Raw genomic sequence first — 16,741 nt, 5'->3', positions numbered from 1 at the left:
TTAACAAAAAGCAAACAATAAGTTATATTTTATTTATTATAAGCGAAAAGCTAGTGACTTGTACAAGGAAAATTATATTTTTGTTGGCAATCCTGTCTAATAGACTTATAATAAATATTTAATAGAAGCGGCGATATGTAAAACAGATGATTTGCTATTGTCTATGAATGATGATCAGGCTTGAACCAAGGTGCTGACTCCCAGCGGAAAGAGCATGAGCTTGCGCTTTTTGCGAATGTCAAGTATGTATAAAATTTCAAACAGAAAAACATAAAATGTTCGTAATAATGGGTGAAATAGTAAAAATAGTATACGAGGAGGCGTTAGGTGTGGAGACGGTAAAAATTAAAAATTTACATTTAGGAAAAGGAATGCCAAAGATTATCATTCCAATAATGGGAAAAACATTGCAAGAAATGAGCCATGAATTAAGTGAAGCTAAGCAGGAAAAACCTGATATGATAGAATGGCGTGCGGATGCTTTCTTACATGTCAATAATATAGAAAAAGTACTTCGTTCACTAGCAGAAATTAGAAAGTTAATCGATGATATTCCATTGCTTTTCACCTTCCGTACTTATAAAGAAGGGGGGAGGAAAGAAGTAACGCTTAACTACTATGAAGAATTATTAAGTCAAGTTATAGAGTCAGGATGCATTGATGTCATTGATGTTGAACTATACATGGAACAAACGATTACAGAAAGACTGATACAATGCGCTCGACAAAATAATGTAATTGTTCTAATGTCTAACCATGATTTTCAAACCACTCCGGCTAATGGAGACATGTTAGCACGTCTAATAGCCATGCAAGAGACTGGAGCAGATATTGTAAAATTAGCGGTAATGCCGCAAAATGAAGAAGATGTTTTGCGTCTATTACAAGTTGCGGCAAAAATGAAATCAACCTATGCCCAAAAGCCATTCATTACTATAGCAATGGGGCCATTAGGTATATTAAGTAGGATTGGAGGAGAAGTTGTAGGTTCTGCCGCTTCTTTTGGCTCGGCGATACAAGCTTCTGCTCCCGGACAAATAACAGCTGTTGAATTAAGATATATGCTACAAACGATCCATCGTTATTCGAAATAATAATAAAAAGCTACCTCGCTATAAAACGATGTAGCTTTGCTTGTTGAAAGTTATTTTTAAAGTACTTCAAGCAATCCACAAGAGTGGAAAGTGGTGGAGTTGTTGGCGACTAATAGAGAGAGTTGAACTTCTTGAACTTTTAGGAAAACATAAGATTAGACGACAAGCTAAGTTTTTCTCATATTTTTGATTAGCAGAATAGAACGGTTTCACTAGGGAAAGTATAAATGTTTTAAGATTTATCGCATAAGCAACATTACGGCTTTTTCCACATTGAATTGGCAATTAGACCAGTTTTTCTAACATGCTTTCGCCTACCAAGCAACCTGCTCGTTAGTTTGTTCTTATATAATGTCGCAATGCTTCGCAAAACCAAAATTGGTATTCTATTTGGGCAATACCTCTTGAAATAGATGGAATGAAGATAGAATTTAATATCTTCCCACTGCTGGTCATACTCCTCCTGTTTAAATCTAGCAACATCGATTACTTTAATCGTATTCGCAGGTGTAAGAATAATATTTCGTAGATGGATATCAGCTGGGTTTAGACCTTGTCGTTTTGCATATGCAAATGCTTGATCAGCTTCATCAATATGCTTCTTTGTAAAAGGGATTCCTTGAACTAAACAATCGTATAAGGTAACTCCGTCAATATAATCGAGTACGAGATAATTAGCACCACTTGCGTATAGCTCCGGAAATAAAGCACAATCTTGTAATTGTTCATAAACAGTAGCTTCTTCGCCCGCTATATGCTCATAACCTGATGGAAATACTTTAATTACTCTATTTGTCGATCGGATTTTACATACAACTGCACTTCTTCCGCTTCCGATAAGCGTTAAAGCAGGGGACATACTAATAATAGTAAATCCATGCTTTTCTTCCCTTATGCTTATACTTGCTACTAAAACAGATATTTCGCCAGGGTCCAATGTAAACACTCCTTGTCTAAACAAGAATAACTTAAAAAACCTCAACTATTCTGCCTATTTGTTTGGTGCTGAATAGCTATTCTAGCTAATTTGTCTGCTTGCTTATTTTGTTTTTCCGGAATCCATTTAATAAAAAAGTGCGGAAAATCAGAGGCGTGCTCACATATTTGGTGTAATAATGGGATGAACAGGGTGTTTTTGGTGTGATTTTTCTCGATTGTATCTACAACGATTCTAGAATCAGATCGAAAAGATAAAATATCAGAAGGGAATGTATCTTTGCAGATCATTAAAGCTTTAATAACTGCATGAAATTCCGCTTCATGGTTGGAAAAATCCCCTAAAAAATAGCTGTATTTATAATGTTTCTGTCCATGTTTGATATAAACACCCGCACCACTTGGTCCTGGATTACCACAGGATGCACCGTCTGTATATACCTCTATCATGCGCATGTTCCTCCTTATGTGTAAGCTGATTATAGCATATAAGATGGTGTAGAAACACGTTAATCACTTTTAGATGGAGAATAAAAGGGAAATAATCTATAAAATATGCTTTGCTATACGATAGAAAAGGATACAATGTTGACTTCATGATAGTAAAAGAATAGATTCCACATGTGTTATAAGTTCTTTTTAAAAAGACAATATGGTCTTCTCTAGAAGGATTTTTGTTTTTATGGCACAATAAATGAAAGGGCAGAGAAAGGGGAATGGTCATGAAATTACAACTTGTTAATGAACAAGTCTTACAGTGGAAGATGAACCAATCCTTAATGCAATCGATTCAAATATTACAACTTTCCAATACAGAACTGGTGGATTATTTAAAAGAATTGGAAAAAGAAAACCCGCTCATTGAAGAAATAAACTATGATGACCCTACTCTTCCATATGGTTCATCAACGGACGATGTTATAGCACCTGGAGAAATCAATGCAAGTGAGTTAAGCATGTACGACCTTTTGAAAAAACAGTTATATATATTACATATACCTGAAAAAATGCGACCTATTGTGTTATATGGTATTGATTCCATAAATGAAAACGGTTACTTGGATGTTGAGTTACAACTTTGGGCAAAGCAGTGTCATGCGACATTAGAGCAGGTAGAGCAAGCGGTAAAACTTATCCAATCACTAGAACCAGCTGGAATTGGCGCCAGAACCTTAAGCGAATGTATTATATTACAATTAAAAATTTCTGCTGCGGATAAACCATTAGTACATAATTTATTAGAAAATCATTTACAATGGGTAGCGGAAGAAGATGTAGAAGCTGTAGCCAATGAATACGGTAAAAGTGAAACATATGTAAAGGGTTTATTTGCACAAATTAAAGCATGCCACCCGAAACCAGGGCACTTACTTGATACGAAGATAGATCATTACATTATTCCAGAAGCTTCTATTTATAAAGAAAATGGGAAATGGCAATTATCTTTTTATTCGTGGAGCAAGCCAAAAATCACTTTAAATGAGGCATATTTTCATATGGAAGGGGTTGGAAAAGAAACGGAGAAATATATTAAAGAAAAACAAACGCAAATAGAAATGGTGAAAAAAGCGATTACTTATCGAGGTGATACATTAGAACGTGTTATTCAATGTATGGTTGAAAAGCAATCTCTGTATTTTGAACAGGGCACACATATGATGCAGCCATTAACATTAAAAGATATTGCAGAAGAATTGGCATTACACGTTTCCACTATAAGTAGGGCCATTGCTCATAAATATGTGCAAACACCAAATGGCATTTTACCATTAAATTTCTTTTTGCAATCTGGCGTTAAGCAAAGCAACGGCACCAAAGCTTCTGCACTTGCAATTAAGAATATGATTGCTGACCTTATAGCGCAGGAAGATAAGTATAAGCCGCTGTCTGATGAGAAGTTACGAAAATTGATCGCTGAGAAATATACAATTCAAATTGCGAGACGTACAGTCATGAAATATAGAGAGCAACTACAAATACCATCATCTACGAAAAGAAAGGAATGTTAGTTTGGTAACGATCCATTTTTATACAAAAAAAGCTTGCCTTTTATGTAATGAAGCAAAGTTTATGTTAGAATTTTTTCAAGATGAATACGATTTCGAAATTCGAGAATGTGATATTTATACGAATGATCTTTGGTTAGAGGAATACCAGTTATTAATTCCTTGTGTAAAAGTAAATAATGCAATATTGGACGCATCCCAACTAAATTGGCATACGTTAAAAATTCTTTTAGATCAACATGTAGGTAATAAAAAATGAGATATGCACATTATTTTTCTTGCTAGTGCTTTATGTGCTTTTTTTCAAAAATACATCAAGTATTTGATATAAGCTTAAAATATTTAAACATGCTGTACGAAGAGCTTATTAGAACATAAATCTTATCTGATATAAGTTACTATCCTACAGTTTTTTAAAAATAATAGCGAAAGGTTGTTGTATATGGGGCATGTTGTTTTTATTCATGGGCTTGGGCAAAGTGCATCCAGTTGGCAGGATACGATTGCTTATTTAAGCGAATATCGTAATATATATAGTCCAAACCTTTCTGCGATGCTTCAGCATAAAGAGGTCACGTATCAAAATTTGTATGATAGTTTCAATACCTACTGTGAAAATTTTGACGAACCGTTACATCTTTGTGGGCTCTCATTAGGCGGAGTATTAGCTTTAAATTATACAATTGATTATCCTGAAAAGGTAGATTCATTAGTATTAATAGCTGTGCAATATAACATGCCGAAAATGTTGTTGAAATTGCAAAATATGGTATTTAAGTGTGTTCCGAAGTCTTCCTTTCAAAATATAGGCTTCGAAAAGAAAGACTTTATTCAGCTAACAAATACAATGACTACGCTTAATTTCAGTGGAAAATTAAGTGATATTATGTGCGATACTATGGTTGTTTGTGGTAGGAAAGACCATGTAAACAAAAAAGCATCAAAAAAATTAGCAGAATACATTTCAAATTCAGAACTTCAAATGGTTGACAATGCAGGACATGAAGTAAATGAACAAGCTTCGAGAGAATTAGCGAAAATACTAAAAGCTTTTTATGAGAGAAAATAACTGACTCTAAATTCATTTTGTCAACGATTTAATAAAAGGTTCTACCAAATTACTTATTTTGGTGTTAAGGTTTATCGAATTAAGAAACTGTATTATTGATATAAAGACTTGGCGATAAGCCAAGTTTTACTTCATATTTTGTCTAATTAAATTTGCTTCACATAATTTTAACATTAAATCGGTTGTGTAAATAAATAAATTTGGTATAATATACATGTAAGCAAGAAAACATAAAGCAAGGAAAATTTTTTTTTGCAGCTTCCGGGACGTATTAATTCCACCCGGGACTCCAAAAGACCAGGTGAAGGAGTCCTTCGTAATGAGAAACTTGATTCAACTACAAAAAAGGCTGCTACCTGATCTGTTGGATGTGATGCAACGACGTTATGCAATGTTACGCACTATAGATTTGTTGGAGCCAATAGGTCGCAGGGGATTAGCTGATAACACAAATGTTACCGAGAGAACTGTACGAGGAGAAATAGAACTTTTACAGGAGCAAGATTTAATTCAAATTACTGCTAAAGGTATGTTTATCACAAAAGCGGGTAAATTAATCTTGGAACAGTTAGGTACATTTATGAATGAAATTATGGACTTGCGCGCACTAGAAAACAAACTAAAAGATGCACTGTCCATTACTGATGTTATCGTTGTTCCTGGAAATAGTGATGATCATGAGTGGGTCAAGCAAGAAATGGGAAAAGCTTGTGTAGCCAGTTTGAAAAACATGGTTGGTGAACATCCGACCATTGCTGTAACTGGTGGAACGACAATGGCTGCTATTGCAGCGGCAATGACACCTTTTGAACAAAGCAATGAAGCCCTTTTTCTTCCAGCTCGAGGGGGTATTGGTGAAAAGGTAGAGAACCAAGCGAACACAATCGCAGCTGAAATGGCTCGTAAAGCTCATGGTGACTATCGGCTACTTTATGTCCCTGATCCGTTAAGTGAATCGGCTTATCAAATGATTATCCAAGAGCCAAGCGTCAAAGAAACATTGCAGCAAATAAAAACTGCAACTGTTGTAATGCATGGTATTGGTGATGCGTTAACGATGGCATACAGAAGGAAAACAACTGCAGATATTGTGGAGAAACTACGCAAACATCAAGCAGTTAGTGAAGCATTTGGTTATTATTTCGACAAAAAGGGAAATGTTGTACATAAGGTGCGTACAGTCGGAATACAACTAGAAGATTTAGGAAAAGTTCCTTTTGTTGTTACCGTTGCTGGCGGTCGCTCCAAGGCGCAAGCAATTGCTTCCTATTTCAAACGAGCAACAACAAACCTGCTCATTACAGATGAAGCAGCGGCGGAAGAGATTTTAAAGGGAATATCCACCCTTTAATATATATAATTTAATTCATTTTTAGGAGGAATTATCATGGCAGTAAAAGTAGGAATTAACGGTTTCGGTAGAATAGGACGTCTCGTATTTCGTCTAGCTCTACAAAATGAAGATGTAGAAGTAGTAGCAATCAACGACTTAACTGACGCTGAAATGCTAGCTCATCTATTAAAGTATGACTCTGTCCATGGCATGTTGAAGGAAGAAGTTTCTGTCAATGGTTCAAATATTGTTGTTGGTGGAAAAGAAATTAAAGTAATGTCTGAAAGAGATCCTGCTCAATTAGGCTGGGATAAACTTGGTGTAGAAATTGTTATGGAATCTACAGGACGTTTTACAAATAGAGAAGATGCACAAAAGCATCTTGATGCAGGTGCAAAAAAAGTTATTATTTCTGCACCTGGTAAAAACGAAGATTTAACAGTAGTAATGGGTGTTAACGATAAAGAATATGACCCAGCTAACCATCATGTTGTATCGAATGCATCTTGTACGACAAACTGCTTGGCACCGTACGCTAAAGTATTACATGACAACTTTGGTATTAAACGTGGACTAATGACTACAATCCACTCTTATACAAATGATCAGCAAATCCTTGATTTGCCACATAAAGATTATCGTCGTGCTCGTGCAGCAGCACAAAATATTATTCCAACAACAACAGGTGCTGCTAAAGCAGTAGGGAAAGTTCTTCCAGAATTAAATGGTAAACTAAATGGTGGAGCTGTGCGTGTACCTACACCAGACGGTTCTCTAGTTGACCTTGTAGCTGAATTAGATAAGAATGTAACAGCAGAAGAAATCAATGCAGCACTAAAAGAAGCTGCAGACGGTGAACTAAAAGGTGTTCTTGAATACAGTGAAGCACCACTTGTATCTACAGATATTTTAGGTAACCAGCATTCTTCCATTGTAGATGGTTTGTCTACTATTGTTCTAGAAGATAACTTAGTGAAAGTTGTTTCTTGGTACGATAACGAAATGGGCTACTCTGCTCGCTGTGTTGATTTAGCAGTATTAATGAAAAACAAAGGACTATAAGAAAAAATAGCGGGGGAGGAGCATGGTTATTCCTCCTCCGTTTTTCCTTGTAAGAAAAGATATAAAATGTTTAGTAGTCTTCGGAGAAAGGGATCTTTGTATAGTTTATGAAGAAACTGAAAAAGTTAGAACTACGCTTGACATTTTAGCGATAGCTTAAATGAAAACAAGCGATTGGTGTGCTAAGACGAAGAATGAATGAAGTAGAAATTTATTTTTTGGATAGTTCTATTTCTTTGTACCTAACAATTCGATAAAGGGATAATTACATATCCTACATTTAGGAGGCAGAAGAACATGAATAAAATGTCAGTAAAAGACCTTGATGTTAAAGGGAAAAAAGTTTTTTGCCGTGTGGATTTTAATGTACCGATGAAGGATGGAGAGGTAACAGATGATACAAGAATTAAAGCAGCTCTCCCTACCATAGAATATTTATCCAATCAAGGTGCAATTATCATTTTAGCAAGCCATCTTGGTCGTCCTAAAGGGAAGGTCGTAGAAGAACTACGTCTCGACCCTGTAGCAAAACGACTAAGTGATTTAATTGGGAAAGAAGTAGTTAAAACAGATGCCGTATATGGTGAGGAAGTGCAAGAGGCTATTTCTAAGGTAAGCGAAGGCGACATTATTTTAGTTGAAAACGTTCGTTTCGAAGCGGGCGAAGAAAAGAATGACGAAGCATTGTCTCAGGCCTTTGCTGATCTAGCAGATGTGTATGTCAATGACGCATTTGGCGCAGCTCATCGTGCCCACGCTTCCACAACTGGTGTAGCTGAAAAGCTTCCAGCTGCTGCAGGATTTTTAATGGAAAAAGAATTATCCGTTTTAGGTAAAGCATTAGAAAATCCAGAACGTCCTTTCACAGCTATCATTGGTGGTGCGAAAGTAAAAGATAAAATCGATGTTATCGATCATTTACTTGAAAAAGTTGACCATTTAATTATTGGTGGTGGCTTAGCTTATACGTTTATTAAAGCGCAAGGTTATGAAATTGGTAATTCCCTATTGGAAGAAGACAAAATTGATCTAGCCAAGCAATTTATGCAAAAAGCTAAAGACAAAGGCGTAGATTTTGTTCTTCCAGTTGACGCTGTTGTAGCTGACAAATTTGCTGAAGATGCAAATAAAAAAGAAGTGGACATTGATCAAATTCCAGCGGATTGGGAAGCATTGGATATTGGTCCTAAAACATCAGAAAAGTATGCTGAAATTGTTGCTAAATCTAAATTAATTATTTGGAATGGTCCAATGGGAGTTTTCGAAATGGAAGCTTTCGCGGATGGTACAAAGGCAGTTGCTAATGCATTAGCAAAAACAGAAGGCTATACAGTAATCGGTGGTGGCGATTCAGCTGCTGCAGTAGAAAAATTTGGTCTAAGTGATAAAATGGATCATGTATCTACTGGTGGAGGAGCTTCTTTGGAATTTATGGAAGGTAAAGTTCTTCCAGGTGTAGCTGCTTTAACTGACAAATAAATTGGTATGAGGTGAGACGATGCGCAAAAAAGTAATTGCTGGAAACTGGAAAATGAACAAGCTAGCAAGTGAAGCGAGTCAGTTTGTCGATGAGGTGAAAGTAAAACTACCTCAATCAGACAAGGTGGAGGCTATCGTTTGTTCCCCATTTCCTTACTTAGCTCAGCTTGTGGAAAAAGCAAAAGGTTCGAAGTTAGCAGTTGCTGCTCAAACGATGCATTATGAAGAAAGTGGTGCATTTACAGGCGAAGTAAGTCCTGAAATGCTCGCAGATTTAGGTGTAACATATGTTGTTTTAGGGCATTCAGAGCGTAGAGAATATTATAACGAGACAGATGAAACAGTGAATAAAAAAGTGCATGCTGCATTTAAACACGAACTAACACCAATTGTTTGTGTTGGTGAAACACTAGAACAGCGTGAAGCTAACGAAACAATGGATCATGTCGAAATGCAAGTTACAAAAGCTCTAGAAGCACTTAGCGAAGAACAAGTTGCTAACACAATTATTGCTTATGAGCCGATTTGGGCAATTGGTACAGGAAAAACAGCAACGAGTGAACAAGCAAATGAAGTTTGTACGCATATTCGTGAAGTGGTTGCAAAACTTACTTCTAAAGAAACGGCAAGCAAAGTCATTATTCAATATGGTGGCAGTGTAAAACCTGCAAATGTTGATGAATTACTGGCTCAATCCGATATTGATGGTGCATTAGTTGGTGGAGCAAGCCTTGAACCAGCATCATTCTTGCAATTAGTGGAGGCAGGTGCCAAATGAAACAAAACAAACTAGCGGCATTAATCATCTTAGATGGTTTCGCTATTCGTGACGAAGAAAAAGGGAATGCTGTCAAACATGCGAACAAACCTAATTTTGACCGCTATTGGAATCAATACGCCCATAATCAGCTAACAGCTTGTGGTGAAGCTGTCGGTTTACCAGAAGGGCAAATGGGTAATTCTGAAGTTGGCCACTTGAATATTGGTGCGGGGAGAATTGTGTATCAAAGTTTGACCCGTGTTAATTTATCGATTAAAGAAGGCGAATTCTTTGAAAAAGAAGCGTTCATAAAATCGATGCAACATGCGAAAAAAAATGGGAAGGCGCTGCACATTTTTGGATTGCTTTCTGATGGTGGTGTGCACAGCCATATTAATCACCTGTTTGCGCTTTTGAAGCTTGCAAAAGAACAAGAACTAGAGAAAGTTTATATCCATGCATTTTTAGACGGACGAGATGTTGGTCCACAGACTGCTAAAACATATATTAAGCAAACACAAGATAAGATAGCAGAATACGGAGTTGGGCAAATTGCGACGATTTCTGGACGTTATTATTCCATGGATCGGGACAAGCGTTGGGATCGTGTGAAAAAAGCATATGACGCCATGGTGTACGGAGAAGGTCCGAAATACACGGATCCACTCGCTGTTGTGGAAGAGTCTTATGCTAGTGAAATCTATGATGAGTTCGTCATTCCATCCGTTATTACGAATGAAGCTGGTGACCCAGTTGGAACTGTGGAAGATGGAGACTCCATTATCTTTTACAACTTCCGTCCAGATCGCGCTATTCAAATCTCACGTACATTTGCCAATGAAGATTTTCATGACTTTGACCGTGGAGACAAAGTGCCGAAAAACTTAGACTTTGTGATGTTAACGAACTTTAGCGAAACAGTAAACGGCTATGTTGCCTATGAGCCGGTTAATTTAGATAATACAGTTGGTGAAGTTTTAGCACAGCATGATATGAAGCAATTGCGAATAGCTGAAACGGAGAAATACCCACATGTTACGTATTTCATGAGTGGGGGACGTGAAGCGGAATTTCCAGGTGAAAAAAGAATTTTAATTAATTCACCAAAAGTAGCGACATACGATTTAAAACCAGAAATGAGTGCTTACGAAGTGACGGACGCGTTATTAGAAGAACTCGAAACTGGTGACCGTAATGCGATTATTTTAAATTTCGCCAATCCAGATATGGTAGGACACTCTGGAAAATTAGAGCCAACTGTTAAAGCTATCGAAACCGTTGACGAGTGCCTCGGAAAAATTGTTGATAAAATTATTGAACTTGGCGGACACGCTATTATTACAGCCGACCACGGTAATTCGGATGAAGTCATTACACCAGACGGAAAGCCAATGACTGCTCATACAACGAATCCGGTTCCTGTTATCGTTACAAAAGAGGGGATCAGCTTACGTGAAGGCGGAATTTTAGCAGACTTAGCCCCAACCTTACTTGATTTATTAGATATTGAAAAGCCAAAAGAAATGACTGGCGAATCATTAATAAAATACTAAAACTAACAAACGTTTTGAAAAAAAGGAGACGATTTGAATGCCATATATTACAGATGTTTACGCACGCGAAGTATTAGATTCTCGCGGTAATCCAACCGTTGAAGTAGAAGTATTTACAGAATCAGGTGCTTTTGGTTCTGCATTAGTTCCTAGCGGAGCTTCTACAGGAGAATATGAAGCAGTAGAATTACGCGATGGCGATAAAAGCCGCTATCTAGGTAAAGGTGTCTTAAAAGCAGTGCAAAATGTGAATGAAGTAATTGCGCCTGAACTATTAGGAATAGATGTAACGCGTCAAAATATTATCGATGCACTAATGATTGACTTAGATGGCACTGATAATAAAGGAAAATTAGGTGCAAATGCTATTCTAGGTGTTTCCATGGCTGTTGCACACGCTGCAGCAAGCTATTTAGAAGTACCACTTTACAACTATCTTGGTGGATTCAATGCCAAAACATTACCGACACCAATGATGAACATTTTAAATGGTGGGGAACATGCAGACAACAACGTAGATATTCAGGAATTTATGGTTATGCCAGTAGGAGCAGAAACGTTCCAAGAAGCACTTCGTACGGGCGCAGAGATTTTCCACTCCTTGAAAAATGTATTGAAATCAAAAGGTTACAACACTTCTGTAGGGGATGAAGGTGGTTTTGCACCTAACCTTGGCTCTAACGAAGAAGCATTACAAACGATTGTAGAAGCTATCGAAGCAGCTGGCTATAAGCCTGGTGAAGAAGTGAAATTAGCAATGGACGTAGCCGCTTCTGAAATTTACGAAGATGGCAAATACAACTTAAAAGGCGAAGGTGTTGTACGTACTTCTGCAGAAATGGTTGATTGGTATGAAGATATGATTAGTAAATATCCAATCGTTTCTATTGAAGATGGTTTAGATGAAAATGATTGGGATGGTTTCAAACTTCTAACAGATCGTCTAGGCAAAAAAGTACAACTAGTTGGAGATGACTTGTTCGTAACCAATACAGAAAAATTAGCTAGAGGTATTGAGCAAGGAATTGGTAACTCCATCCTTATTAAAGTGAACCAAATCGGTACTTTAACGGAAACATTTGAAGCTATCGAAATGGCAAAACGCGCTGGTTACACAGCTGTTATCTCTCACCGTTCTGGTGAAACAGAAGATGCTACCATTGCAGACATTGCTGTAGCAACAAATGCTGGCCAAATTAAAACAGGTGCTCCATCACGTACGGATCGTGTAGCTAAATACAATCAATTACTACGTATTGAAGATGAATTAGCTGGCATGGGCGAATATGCTGGAAAAACAGCATTTTACAACTTGAATAAATAACAAATAGTTAACGACCTCCCTGTTCGTGTAATAGCGAATAGGGAGGTTTTTAATTGGCTTTTCACCCGCAACTTTAAGATAAACGATGAGGTTATGTATTACTGTGTAGTGAAGGATTGGGAAGCTTTTCATGCTATCCCAAATTAGCTTTCAGAAAATGCTTAAGATTCTATGGCTATAGTATAAAAAGATACAATGATTTTCGTTATATAGACTTGTTGGTAAGTCAAGTTTTTCCTTCTTTCCGCTGTGTTACTACATGAAGGTCAGGTATGGCTGCGCCAGCCAAACATCTATAAAGGTTTTTGGCTTTATTATGGTTTGTGCTTTAATTAGTGCAGTCATCTATTTCATATTGTTTAGGATCTGGAGCCTATCTGAAAATAATGGAGGGAATAGAGAAATAGCGTAAATGAAAAATTGGTGTAAAAAAGGTAGTAATTGTATAGGGTGACGTTTAGAAACCGAGAAAGCTAATAACAAATAAAGAATATTTATGGTAGTCCTGAATGCTAGTAAATATTATAATCTTGCAAAAAGTACCGAGAAAGGTATGTAAATAAAAAAATAGTAATGAAGAAATAGCTGAAAGATTTATGTGAACAGCTTCTTGATAGCGATTACAAAAAGGTAGTCGAGCAGCTTTAATTATCATCATTAATATGTAATTGTATTGTCTAAATCTAGCTTAAGTATAAAAACGTTGCTAGTTTTTTCTCGAGAATGAAATCAGCTTAGAGCATGTTCTTTGTTGTGCTATCTACTTTTCAAATTTCTTTCTTCCTAATAATAGCTAAATAGACGGATGATATAACACCTTGTAACAAAAATATCGCTAAGACATAAAAAGGGAAAAATTCTAACTCCATGATGTTAAAAATAGCTGTCAAGAACATACCTAGAAAAATTCCACCAGTTAAAAAGTTATATGATAGTGACTTAACTCTTAATAAAATAAGTCGACCTCTTTCATCTCTCGATTCAACTGATTTTTCAAAGTTTGATTTGTAAAGTTCTGAAACAATAATAATTACTAAAAAAATCATCACTAAGGTTGTAGACATTTAAATTTCCTCCTTGTAATTAAAAACTTCTGTAATTGGTTTACCTAAAGCTTTTGATACTTTAAATGCTAAAATGAGTGAAGGGTTATACTTTTTATTTTCCATAGCTGTAACTGTTTGGCGGCTTATACCTACTTCTTCAGCTAGTCTTTGTTGTGTCCATTTCTTTTCTGCCCTACATACTGCTATTCTATTGCTAAGCATGATGACCACCTTCTTTAGTCGTAATTATTAAAGGGACTTAAAGATATATTAAAAATATTACTTAGTAAAGTATTATGTTCATAATGTAAAATATTATATTCTTTATGTCAAGTTTTTTATTCAATAAACATTCATTTTCCGAAGTTTATGTATTTATAATTTGTTACAGTTATTGGATATGTTTAATAAAAAACATTTGGAAACAAGACATAGTTAATGCTATTTCCTTGCACAAAAAGACCTATTAAAACTTGCTAAATCCCTTCAAATATGGCATAGTTACTTATGGAAAGACAACTATATAATAGCATACAAGCGTTGTAGGGGGACCAGTGTTGCTGGTTGAGATTGTATCCTTAAGATACGGACTCTTAGAACCTGATCTGGGTAAAACCAGCGTAGGGAACATGTCGATAAGAAAGTATCATTTGCATGTGGAAAAAGCCCTAGGTGTACGTAATCGCCTAAGGCTTTTTTTAAACTCATGCGTGCTTTTCAAAATGATAAACATCCAATATCAACAACAAATCTAAGACAGAATGGATTGTTGCTAGACTTCCCAATCAGGTCATTTATCCATCAATGAAGGGGAAAGCTAAGTCGATCGTGAAATAAAGTTTTCCTTATTCTCTGCACCTTACATAGCTGTAGTTATACTGGAGGAGGAGACAGATTGAAAAAATTTATTATGCTTAGTTTGCTCATTGTTTTACTAACAGCATGCAATGCAAATGACAGTGAGCAAGGTAAAGAAGAAAAATCAGCAGATAAAGCACGAAAAAAAGTTTCTGTAGTGCTTGATTGGACGCCAAATACGAATCATACAGGACTCTATGTAGCGAAGGAAAAAGGCTACTTTGAAGAGCAAGGATTGGATGTTGATATTAAGATGCCAGGAGAAGCAGGTGCTGATCAATTAGTGGCTTCTGGTAAGGCTGATTTTGGTGTAAGTTACCAAGAAGGGATTACGGAAGCAAGAGTACAAGATATCCCTATTGTATCAATTGCAGCAGTTATTCAGCATAATACGTCTGGATTTGCCTCGCCAAAGGAAAAAGATATTACCGAGCCTAAAGACTTCGAAGGAAAAACGTATGGCGGCTGGGGTGCCCCCCTTGAAAAAGCAGTAATTAGCTCGTTGATGAAGCAAGATGATGCTGACGTTGAGAAAGTGGACATTGTTAATATGGGCGATACCGATTTCTTTACTGCGGTAGAACGTGATATTGATTTTGCTTGGATATTTTATGGTTGGACAGGCATTGAAGCGGAACTTCGAAATGAAGAGATCAATATGGTTTATCTTACTGATTATACGGAAAAATTAGATTACTATACGCCAGTATTGGCAACCAATGAAACGATGATAGAAGAAGACCCAGATACGATTAAGCAATTTTTAGCTGCTGTAACAAAAGGGTATGAACTAGCAATTGAAAACCCTGATGAAGCGGCCGAGATTTTAATTCAAGCCGAGCCTGATTTGGACGCAGACTTAGTAAAGGCAAGTCAAAAATGGTTAGCGGATAAGTATCAAGATGATGCAGCTAGATGGGGCGAACAAAAACTAGAAGTATGGGAAAATTATTCGACCTGGATGTATGACAATGATTTACTGGATAAGCCTCTTGACAGTGAAAAAGCGTTTACGAATGAATTTTTACCAAACAACTAAGCAAGAGCAAGGATTCGTTAAACAATAAATGAGCAAACGTCACATTATTTTGTGGCGAACACTTAGATTCAAAACAGAAGTAACGGAGGAGACGTCATGGCTAATGCACTTGTAAGTGTACAAATTATACCAAAAACGAAAAACGGGGAAGATGTAATTCCTTATGTAGATGAAGCGATTGCAATTATTGATGCTTCTGGGGTTCCTTATCATGTAAGCCCTTTGGAAACGACGATGGAAGGGGAATTATCCAACTTGCTTGAGATTGTGGAGAAAATGAACCAGCGGATGGAAGAATTAGGTTGTCCAAGCGTTATTTCGCAAGTGAAGATATTTTTCCAGCCATCAGGGGCTTCGATGGATACGTTAACGGAGAAATATCGGTAATGGATAGGAATGTATTGAGAAGAGGATGGCGGCCAGCTTTGGTCCTCATCCTTTTGATTATCATTTGGGAGACAGCAAGTAAGCTATTTGAGGTTCCGGAATGGATCTTGCCTCCCCCTACATCTATTGGGCAAGAAACCATCATTGGCTGGAGCGATTACAATCATCATCTCTGGGCAACCATTCAACTATCTGTGATAGGATTTGTTATTGGCAGTAGTGTTGGAATCCTAGTTGCTATTTGTTTACATTTAGTGCCAGTTTTACGAGAGGCGATCTATCCATTATTAATAATTTCACAAAATATTCCAATCATTATTTTAGCTCCATTACTCGTTGTTTGGTTCGGCTTTGGCATATTACCTAAATTAATTGTGATTACACTCGTCTGTTTTTTTCCAATCACGATAGCTACTTTGGGTGGGTTTCGACAAACAAGTCGTGAATTACATCATTATATGCTAATGGCTGGTGCCAATAAACGGCAAATCTTCTTCAAATTAGAATGGCCACATGCCTTACCATCCCTATTCAGTGGCTTGAAAATCGCAGCTACTTATAGTGTAATGGGGGCAGTTATTTCCGAATGGCTTGGTGCGAGTGAGGGAATTGGTTATTATATGACACTTGCTTCCTCATCGTTTCGAACGGATCGCGTATTTGTTGCGATTTTGTTTATTGTCACGTTAAGTTTACTGTTTTTTGGACTGCTTTCTTTTGTAGAACGAAAAGTGGTAAAAGCGCCTGCTCAAGAAGATGAATAATAACGCTATAGTTTTTCATTGCGATATGGAA

The 16,741-nt window shown here is 36.8% G+C and carries 17 protein-coding genes and 1 riboswitch; of the genes, 13 read left to right on the top strand and 4 right to left on the bottom strand.

Annotation, left to right across the window (positions count from 1 at the left end; all coding sequences use genetic code 11):
- Positions 1–329 precede the first annotated feature (329 nt).
- Positions 330–1,094, top strand: a complete 765-nt coding sequence (gene aroD, locus BUB45_RS08770) for a type I 3-dehydroquinate dehydratase (protein ID WP_170861734.1) — start codon at positions 330–332, stop codon at positions 1,092–1,094.
- Positions 1,095–1,350: 256 nt separating this feature from the next.
- Here aroD and BUB45_RS08765 read toward each other — a convergent pair whose 3' ends face one another.
- Together BUB45_RS08765 and BUB45_RS08760 are read right to left on the bottom strand one after the other, a co-directional pair.
- On the bottom strand, positions 1,351–2,031 hold the full coding sequence (locus BUB45_RS08765) for a hypothetical protein (protein ID WP_084723583.1): 681 nt from the start codon (positions 2,029–2,031) through the stop codon (positions 1,351–1,353).
- A 41-nt stretch (positions 2,032–2,072) separates the two neighbouring features.
- Complete coding sequence (locus BUB45_RS08760; RefSeq protein ID WP_073007508.1) at positions 2,073–2,480, bottom strand: ribonuclease HI family protein; 408 nt, start codon at positions 2,478–2,480, stop codon at positions 2,073–2,075.
- A gap of 272 nt (positions 2,481–2,752) precedes the next feature.
- On the opposite strand from BUB45_RS08760, the gene rpoN reads away from it, so the two are divergent.
- From rpoN to eno, 9 genes are all read left to right on the top strand, one after another.
- A complete protein-coding gene (gene rpoN / locus BUB45_RS08755; RefSeq protein ID WP_073007505.1) occupies positions 2,753–4,039 on the top strand; it encodes an RNA polymerase factor sigma-54 in 1,287 nt (428 codons plus the stop codon).
- 1 nt (position 4,040) lies between these two features.
- The gene (locus tag BUB45_RS08750) at positions 4,041–4,295 is read left to right on the top strand and encodes a glutaredoxin family protein (RefSeq protein WP_073007503.1); all 255 of its coding nucleotides are present in this window, start codon (positions 4,041–4,043) and stop codon (positions 4,293–4,295) included.
- A gap of 183 nt (positions 4,296–4,478) precedes the next feature.
- Complete coding sequence (locus BUB45_RS08745; protein WP_073007500.1) at positions 4,479–5,105, top strand: alpha/beta fold hydrolase; 627 nt, start codon at positions 4,479–4,481, stop codon at positions 5,103–5,105.
- A gap of 319 nt (positions 5,106–5,424) precedes the next feature.
- A complete protein-coding gene (locus BUB45_RS08740; protein ID WP_073007497.1) occupies positions 5,425–6,456 on the top strand; it encodes a sugar-binding transcriptional regulator in 1,032 nt (343 codons plus the stop codon).
- Between the two features lie 36 nt (positions 6,457–6,492).
- Positions 6,493–7,500, top strand: a complete 1,008-nt coding sequence (gene gap / locus BUB45_RS08735; RefSeq protein WP_073007494.1) for a type I glyceraldehyde-3-phosphate dehydrogenase — start codon at positions 6,493–6,495, stop codon at positions 7,498–7,500.
- 297 nt (positions 7,501–7,797) lie between these two features.
- The gene (locus BUB45_RS08730) at positions 7,798–8,979 is read left to right on the top strand and encodes a phosphoglycerate kinase (protein WP_073007493.1); all 1,182 of its coding nucleotides are present in this window, start codon (positions 7,798–7,800) and stop codon (positions 8,977–8,979) included.
- Between the two features lie 19 nt (positions 8,980–8,998).
- On the top strand, positions 8,999–9,757 hold the full coding sequence (gene tpiA / locus BUB45_RS08725; RefSeq protein ID WP_073007490.1) for a triose-phosphate isomerase: 759 nt from the start codon (positions 8,999–9,001) through the stop codon (positions 9,755–9,757).
- Entirely contained in the window at positions 9,754–11,292 is a 1,539-nt protein-coding gene (gene gpmI / locus BUB45_RS08720) for a 2,3-bisphosphoglycerate-independent phosphoglycerate mutase (protein ID WP_073007488.1), read from the top strand. Before tpiA ends, gpmI begins: the two co-directional genes overlap by 4 nt.
- A gap of 37 nt (positions 11,293–11,329) precedes the next feature.
- Positions 11,330–12,616 carry a phosphopyruvate hydratase gene (gene eno, locus BUB45_RS08715; RefSeq protein WP_073007485.1) on the top strand — a complete coding sequence of 429 codons (1,287 nt, stop codon included), beginning with the start codon at positions 11,330–11,332 and terminating at the stop codon, positions 12,614–12,616.
- A 767-nt stretch (positions 12,617–13,383) separates the two neighbouring features.
- Here the strand turns inward: eno and BUB45_RS08710 are convergent.
- The gene (locus BUB45_RS08710; RefSeq protein ID WP_073007482.1) at positions 13,384–13,680 is read right to left on the bottom strand and encodes a hypothetical protein; all 297 of its coding nucleotides are present in this window, start codon (positions 13,678–13,680) and stop codon (positions 13,384–13,386) included.
- Entirely contained in the window at positions 13,681–13,884 is a 204-nt protein-coding gene (locus BUB45_RS08705; protein WP_073007481.1) for a helix-turn-helix transcriptional regulator, read from the bottom strand.
- A 312-nt stretch (positions 13,885–14,196) separates the two neighbouring features.
- A riboswitch (TPP riboswitch) is annotated at positions 14,197–14,306 on the top strand.
- Between the two features lie 251 nt (positions 14,307–14,557).
- Here BUB45_RS08705 and BUB45_RS08700 point away from each other — a divergent pair.
- The 3 genes from BUB45_RS08700 to BUB45_RS08690 all read left to right on the top strand — a co-directional run bounded on the left by BUB45_RS08700 (position 14,558) and on the right by BUB45_RS08690 (position 16,710).
- Entirely contained in the window at positions 14,558–15,559 is a 1,002-nt protein-coding gene (locus BUB45_RS08700; protein WP_073007479.1) for an ABC transporter substrate-binding protein, read from the top strand.
- Between the two features lie 96 nt (positions 15,560–15,655).
- Complete coding sequence (locus BUB45_RS08695; RefSeq protein ID WP_073007476.1) at positions 15,656–15,946, top strand: thiamine-binding protein; 291 nt, start codon at positions 15,656–15,658, stop codon at positions 15,944–15,946.
- Complete coding sequence (locus BUB45_RS08690; protein ID WP_073007473.1) at positions 15,946–16,710, top strand: ABC transporter permease; 765 nt, start codon at positions 15,946–15,948, stop codon at positions 16,708–16,710. Before BUB45_RS08695 ends, BUB45_RS08690 begins: the two co-directional genes overlap by 1 nt.
- Positions 16,711–16,741 lie beyond the last annotated feature (31 nt).

This window comes from Virgibacillus chiguensis (assembly GCF_900129865.1).
GTDB lineage: Bacteria > Bacillota > Bacilli > Bacillales > Amphibacillaceae > Virgibacillus > Virgibacillus chiguensis.
This window is presented reverse-complemented; position numbering and strand designations above follow the sequence as displayed.